We start from the raw sequence: 6524 nt of genomic DNA on the forward strand, positions 1-6524 counted from the left end.
CCGCACGGTCAGCGCGGCCCGGGGCCGTCCTCGGTGGCGGGGCCGTCGTTCTCGCCGACCGGGCCCCCGTCCGGGCCCTCGGCGCCGGCGTCCGGGCCGGAGCCGTTCACCGGCGCGGACGCGGCGTGTGCGCCGGTGGGCCGGGGCTCCTGCGGTGCCGGGGGCTCGACCAGCCACTCCGGGTTGCTGTGCCGGCGCCACCACTGCCAGGCCACGATGCCGCCGCCGATCGCCAGCAGACCGGCCACGGCCAGGCCGGTGGCCAGGCGGTTGCAGTCCTTCTTCCTGGCGTTCCGGGCGGCCAGCTCGCTGATCTCGGCCGAGCTGACGTTGCCCTGGAGGGCGGTCAGCGCGGCGGCGCCGCGGGTCTGGGCCTCGTGGGCGACCGGGCCGACGGTGGCGCGGGCCTCCTCGACCGCCTGGGCGACCCTGGGGGCCACGGTGGTGCGGGCCTGGTCCGCGGCCCGGGCGGCGGACAGGCGGGCCGCCAGAGCGGCCTCCTGGGCCCGGTGGAGGGCCTTCAGGGCGTTCTGCTGGGCCTCCGGCGGCAGGCTGGCGAAGGCGTGGCCGAACTGCGGGGCGAGATGCCTGTCGTACTGGATGCGGAGGTTGTGGGCGGCCAGCGCGGCCTTCGGGCCCAAGGCGTCCAAGGCGGGGCCGAGGCGCTGCTTGGCGCCGTCCGCGAAGTGTGCGGCGGTGTCCCGGGTCCTGGTGGCCGTCTCTCGGGCCGAATCCGAAAAGCTCACGAGTCTCTCTCCTCCTGGGTGGCGTCCTATATGCACATATCCACCTGAATGCTGATCATGCATCCTGATTTGTCCGACGGCAGGTCGGGGTGGGCCGTTCGCGGGGCCCCGCGGGGTGGCGGAGGGCGCGGGGCGGCGACGGGTGGGGGCGGAGGGGCGGGCGGTACCCGGGCCCGGCGGCGGGCGGGCGGTTGTGGGGGAGCCGGTCCGGGAGCGGGGGCGCGGCAGTAGGCTGGCGGTTTCGGAGGTCGTGTACGGGAAGGGGACTCCGCTGATGCTCCCGGACGAGCCGCGGCCGTCGGCCGATCGGTCCCCGGAGGCCGGTCCGCCCGGCTGCTACCGGCACCCGCGGACCCCCACCGGGGTCTCCTGCACCCGCTGCGAGCGGCCGATCTGCCCGCAGTGCATGGTGACCGCCTCGGTGGGGTTCCAGTGCCCGGAGTGCGTCGGCGACGGCCACGCCGGGACGCGTCGGGCGACCACCCGGTTCGGCGGTGCCCTGGCCGCCGACGGCGGGCTGGTCACCCGGGTGCTGATCGGCCTCAACGTCGTGGTCTGGGTGCTGGCGGCCTACGTGCTCACCCCGCGGCTGGGCCAGACCTGGTCGCTGTTCAGCGCGGGGCGGGACATCCTCGGCGGTCCGGCGGGCATCGCCGACGGCCCGGACCAGTGGTACCGGCTGCTGACCGCCACCTTCCTGCACCTGGAGTGGTGGCACGTCGGGATGAACATGCTGGTGCTGTTCTGGCTCGGCCCGACGCTGGAGGAGGCGCTCGGCCGGCTGCGCTTCCTGGCCCTGTACCTGGTCTCCGGTCTGGGCGGCAGCACCTTCGCCTTCCTGGTGGCCGGCGACTGGATGAACTCGGTGGGCGCCTCCGGGGCGGTCTTCGGGCTGATCGGCGCCACGATCGTGCTCCAGCTGCGGAACAGGGGCCCGCTCGGCCCGGCGATGGCGTTCCTGGTCTTCAACCTGGTCGTCACCTTCTCCCGCCCGGGCATCGACTGGCGGGCGCACGTCGGCGGGCTGGTGCTCGGCGCGCTGACCGCGGCCGGCCTGATGTACGCCCCGCGCGAGCGCCGCGGCCTGGTCCAGGCGCTGGCGGTGGCGGGCGCGGTGGCGGTCGAGGCGGGGATGCTGCTGACCGGGATGGCCCTCTACGGGGCCTGACCGCCCGGACGTTTGTCCACAGCGGGTGCGGGGTTGTGCACAGGCTGTGCGGCCACCCGGTTGCGGACTGCTGTTCTACGCGTGTCCTGCTGTGCGGTTTTCTCGTTTCCGGGGAGTTGCGCACAGCTGTGCACGACTCCGCCCGGGAAAGTTATCCACAGGCTGGGGAGACTTTTCCCCAGTGTGGATAACCATGTGGATAAGCACGCCAGTCCGATGGTGGGGACAAACGACCGGATTCCCGACCGGTTCCGGGCACGCCTCACCGCCGCCCCGGGACGAGCGATCCGGAGCGGCGGGAAACGGCTCGAATCAGAGCCTCAGGACGGGCGGGCCGTCACTTCCACTGGGTGGAGACGCCGAACCCTGCGGCGATGAAGCCGAAGCCGACCAGGATGTTCCAGTTCCGCCAGCTCTCGACCGGGTAGGTGCCGCTGGTCACGTAGTAGGTGACGATCCACACCAGGCCGATCAGGAACAGCGCCAGCATCAGTGGGGCGACCCAACTGCGGCCCGAACTGATCTTCACCGCGGCCGTCGTCGGCGGGGTGTAGTCGGACTTCTTGCGGAGTCGAGACTTCGGCACGAGGAGCTCTCCTGTCGATGCGCTGTGAGACCGCGCAGGGTGCAGCGGGTGGAATCGGCTGCGGTCGGCCGTGGAGAACGTCCTGGGGACCGCTCCGCCACATGCCACCGGCGTCCGTTAGCGTAGTGGCTCGGCGGGTCTTGAGGAGATAAGGGTACGGTGACTAATTTGTCGATTCCCCCTGAGTCGGCCCCTACCCGCCGTTCCGGCACCCGAATTGTCGGACGTGCCCTGACCTGCGCCGTCTTCGCGCTCGCCGGCCTGCTCTTCTACATCAGCGCGCAGACCGCCCGCGGCACCGACCTGCGGACCGACAACTCGCTGCTCAGCCTCGGCGACGTGGTCCGCCAGCGCAGCGCGCAGAACCAGCAGGCGCAGTCCCAGCTCGCCGACCTCCAGGCCCGCGCCCAGCAGCTCACCGAGCAGCAGGGCCACGACCCCGCCGACACCGCGCAGCTGGACGGCCTGCGCTCCGATGCCGCGCTGGAGCCGCTCCAGGGCGGCGGCCTGACCGTCACCCTCAACGACGCCCCGCCGAACGCCACCGCGCGCATCCCGGGGGTGCCCGAGCCCCGCGTCAACGACCTGGTCATCCACCAGCAGGACATCCAGGCCGTGGTCAACGCGCTGTGGCGGGGCGGCGCCGAGGGCGTGCAGGTGATGGACCAGCGCCTGATCTCCACCAGCGCCGTCCGCTGCGTCGGCAACACCCTGCTCCTCCAGGGCCGGGTCTACTCCCCGCCGTACGTGGTCAAGGCGGTGGGCCGAACCGACGCCCTGCATTCGGCCGTCGACGCGGACCCGACGATCCGCAAGTACCTCCAGTACGTCCAGGCGTACGGGCTGGGCTGGAAGGTCCAGGAGAGCGGCGAGCTGAACCTGCCCGGCTACTCCGGCACCACCGAGCTGCGGTCGGCGGGCGGGCAGCAGTAGCGGACCGGCCCCGCGGCCGTGCACGGCGGGTCTACTCTTTAACCCAGTCCGCTACGTCGAGGGAGCACCATGTACGGCTGGATCTGGCGTCACCTCCCGGGGAACACCCTGGTCCGGGCCGTCATTTCGCTGCTCCTCGTCCTGGGGATCGTCTACCTCCTCTTCACCTACGTCTTCCCGTGGGCGGAACCGCTGCTCCCCTTCGGCGACGTCACAGTGGACGGCGGCGACGGCGCCGCGACCGGCTGAGCCGGCGGGCCCGGCACTCCCTTCCCGCACCGCACCCCACGGAGACCACGCGCGCATGACGACCCGGACGACCCCGCCCCGCATCCTGGTGGTGGACAACTACGACAGCTTCGTCTTCAACCTGGTCCAGTACCTGTACCAGCTCGGCGCCACCTGCGAGGTGGTGCGCAACGACGAGGTGACCGTCGAGCACGCCGTCCGCCGCTCCGGCGAGGAGGGCTTCGACGGAGTGCTGCTCTCCCCCGGGCCCGGCGCCCCCGAGGAGGCCGGGGTCTGCATCGAGATGGTGCACCACTGCGCGCGGATCGGGCTGCCGGTGTTCGGCGTCTGCCTGGGCCTCCAGTCGATCGCGGCCGCGTACGGCGCGGTGGTCGGCCGGGCGCCCGAGCTGCTGCACGGCAAGACCTCGCCGGTCGAGCACGAGGACGGCGGGGTCTTCGAGGGCCTGCCCTCGCCGCTGACCGCGACCCGCTACCACTCGCTCGCGGTCGAGCCGGCCACCGTGCCGGCCGAGCTGGTGGTCACCGCGCGCACCGGGAGCGGCGTGATCATGGGCCTGAGGCACCGTGAACTGCCCGTCGAGGGCGTGCAGTTCCATCCCGAGTCGGTGCTCACCGAGGGCGGGCACCGGATGCTCGCCAACTGGCTCGCGGAGTGCGGCTTCCCGCAGGCGGTCGACCGGTCGGCCGGGCTCGCCCCGGTGATCGGCCGGGGCTGACCGGCGTGACCGCGCTGCGTCCGGAGCGGCGCTTCCAGCCGGAGGCGGACCCGTACGGCACCGTGCAGCAGTACGGCGGGCCCGGGTACCCGGGCCAGGAGGACGGCACCGGCGGTGCGCCCTACCGGCAGCACCCGGGACAGACCGTGCCCGAGGACGCCTGGGGCGTCTACGAGCAGGCCCAGGAGCCCCTGGTGGACGGGCCCGAGTACCCCTGGCTGCCCGACCAGACCCTCCAGCTGCGGCTGCCCCCGGACCTCGGCGCGCCGGCCGCCGAACCGGCCCCCACCGGCGGCCGGGCCGAGCGCCGCCGCGCCGCCCAGGGCCGCACCTCGCTGCGCTCCGGCAACGGCCGGCGCCGGGCGGGCGGCCGCGCCGCCGGGCGGGTGCGTCCCAAGGAGTCCCTGCTCGTGGTGGCCGCCCGGGGCGTCGGCGAGCTGTGCATAACGCTCGGCGTGGTGATGCTGCTCTTCGTGGCGTACCAGCTCTGGTGGACCAACGTGCAGGCCGACGAGGCCGCCGACGGGGCCCGCAACAAGCTGGAGCAGCAGTTCAACGCGGTCGCCCCGCCCGTCCAGCCGGGCCAACCGGCCCCGGACCCGAACAAGCCCGAGGTGTTCGAGCCCGGCAAGGGCTTCGCCATCATCCACCTGCCCAAGCTGGGGCTGAAGTTCCCGATCGCCGAGGGCACCTCCAAGTCGGCGGTGCTCGACAACGGCCTGGTCGGCCACTACAGCGGCACCGGCATGCCGGGCGACAAGGCGGGCAACTTCGCGCTGGCGGCCCACCGCAACACCCACGGCGAGCCGTTCCGGTACATCAACCAGCTCGGCAAGGGTGACAAGATCGTGGTGGAGACCGCCGCCGGGTACTACACCTACGAGGTCACCGGGGGCATCCCGGAGACCTCCCCGAACAACGTGAGCGTGATCAAGCCGGTGCCGAACGGCGCCGGGTACACCGGTCCCGGCCGCTACATCACGCTGACGACGTGCACCCCGGAGTTCACCTCCAAGTTCCGTCTCATCGTCTTTGGCAAGATGATCGAGGAACGGCCGCGTGCCCAGGGCAAGCCGGCCGCGATCACGGGCGGGTAGCCGCCCGGCCGCCCGGCCCGGAGGGGGAACACCGCAGATGCAGGACGAGACCGCGCAGTCGGCCGAACCGGCGCAGGAGGCCTTCCCCCCACCCGAGCCGCGGGCCGGGCGGGGCCGGAACCGGGCGCTGGCCGCGCTCGGCGTCTTCGGCGAGCTGCTGATCACCCTGGGCCTGGTGCTCGGCCTGTTCGTGGCCTACTCGCTCTGGTGGACCAACGTGCAGGCGGACCGCTCGGCCTCGGCGGCCGCGGACCGGCTGCGCGGCAGCTGGGCGGCGGGCCCGAACCCCGGCCCCCCGGCCGCCTCCGGCGCCGCCCCGGCCCCCGGCGCGTCCGGTGCCCCCGGCGCCGCGCCCACGGCCGCGCCGAAGCAGTTCGCGGTCGGGGACGACGTCGGCTTCCTGCACGTCCCGGCGATGGGCAGGGACTTCCAGGTGCTGATCCGGCTGGGCACCTCCACCGAGGTCCTGGACGACGGCGTGGCGGGCGTGTACGAGCAGCCGTACAAGGCCGCGATGCCCTGGGACCAGGAGGGCAACTTCGCGCTGGCCGCCCACCGGGACGGCCACGGCGCCAAGTTCCACGACCTGGACGCCGTCCACCAGGGCGACGCGGTCGTGGTCGAGACCCAGGACAAGTGGTACGTCTACAAGGTCGACAGCACCCTGGCGGAGACGTCCAAGTACGACACCGGCATCGTGGCGCCCGTCCCGGCCCGCTCCGGCTACGCCGGGCCCGGCCGCTACATCACCCTGACCACGTGCACGCCGGTGTACACCTCGCGCTACCGGATGGCCGTCTGGGGCAGCCTGGTGCGGGTGGACGACATGGACGCCAAGCGCACCCCGCCGCCGGAGCTGCGGCGCCCCTGAGGCCCCTCACAGGCCTCCTCGGGACCTCCCGGGGACCTCCCGGGGCCGGGTACGGAACGCCCGAGGGCCCGCCGCAAGCGTTGCGGCGGGCCCGCGGGCCTGATCCGTGCTGGGGGTCCCCCGGGTAAGCCCAACCAGGGGCAGATCGGAGGCTGA

8 protein-coding genes are annotated in these 6524 nt (G+C 73.2%); 6 read left to right on the forward strand and 2 right to left on the reverse strand.

The features are described from left to right. Positions 1–8: 8 nt before the first annotated feature. Positions 9–746 (reverse strand): DUF5324 family protein, encoded by a 738-nt coding sequence (locus tag ACWGKU_RS39905; RefSeq protein ID WP_401056098.1) that lies wholly within the window; start codon positions 744–746, stop codon positions 9–11. A gap of 274 nt (positions 747–1020) precedes the next feature. Between ACWGKU_RS39905 and ACWGKU_RS39910 the strand changes: the two genes are divergently transcribed. Continuing rightward, positions 1021–1914, forward strand: coding sequence for a rhomboid family intramembrane serine protease (locus ACWGKU_RS39910; RefSeq protein ID WP_387691272.1), 894 nt, complete (start codon positions 1021–1023; stop codon positions 1912–1914). Between the two features lie 337 nt (positions 1915–2251). Here the strand turns inward: ACWGKU_RS39910 and crgA are convergent, their stop codons facing one another. Further along, positions 2252–2500 carry a cell division protein CrgA gene (crgA, locus tag ACWGKU_RS39915; RefSeq protein ID WP_224283164.1) on the reverse strand — a complete coding sequence of 83 codons (249 nt, stop codon included), beginning with the start codon at positions 2498–2500 and terminating at the stop codon, positions 2252–2254. Between the two features lie 168 nt (positions 2501–2668). On the opposite strand from crgA, the gene ACWGKU_RS39920 reads away from it, so the two are divergent. From ACWGKU_RS39920 to ACWGKU_RS39940, 5 genes are all read left to right on the forward strand, one after another. Further along, positions 2669–3433, forward strand: coding sequence for a DUF881 domain-containing protein (locus tag ACWGKU_RS39920; protein WP_380357458.1), 765 nt, complete (start codon positions 2669–2671; stop codon positions 3431–3433). A 69-nt stretch (positions 3434–3502) separates the two neighbouring features. Then, on the forward strand, positions 3503–3682 hold the full coding sequence (locus ACWGKU_RS39925) for a hypothetical protein (RefSeq protein ID WP_049656795.1): 180 nt from the start codon (positions 3503–3505) through the stop codon (positions 3680–3682). Between the two features lie 55 nt (positions 3683–3737). Then, complete coding sequence (locus ACWGKU_RS39930; protein WP_359912219.1) at positions 3738–4400, forward strand: aminodeoxychorismate/anthranilate synthase component II; 663 nt, start codon at positions 3738–3740, stop codon at positions 4398–4400. A 5-nt stretch (positions 4401–4405) separates the two neighbouring features. Further along, on the forward strand, positions 4406–5497 hold the full coding sequence (locus ACWGKU_RS39935) for a class E sortase (protein WP_452180307.1): 1092 nt from the start codon (positions 4406–4408) through the stop codon (positions 5495–5497). A gap of 37 nt (positions 5498–5534) precedes the next feature. Beyond that, complete coding sequence (locus ACWGKU_RS39940) at positions 5535–6368, forward strand: class E sortase (protein WP_452180308.1); 834 nt, start codon at positions 5535–5537, stop codon at positions 6366–6368. Positions 6369–6524 lie beyond the last annotated feature (156 nt).

It is taken from the genome of Kitasatospora sp. NPDC054768 (genome assembly GCF_053612025.1).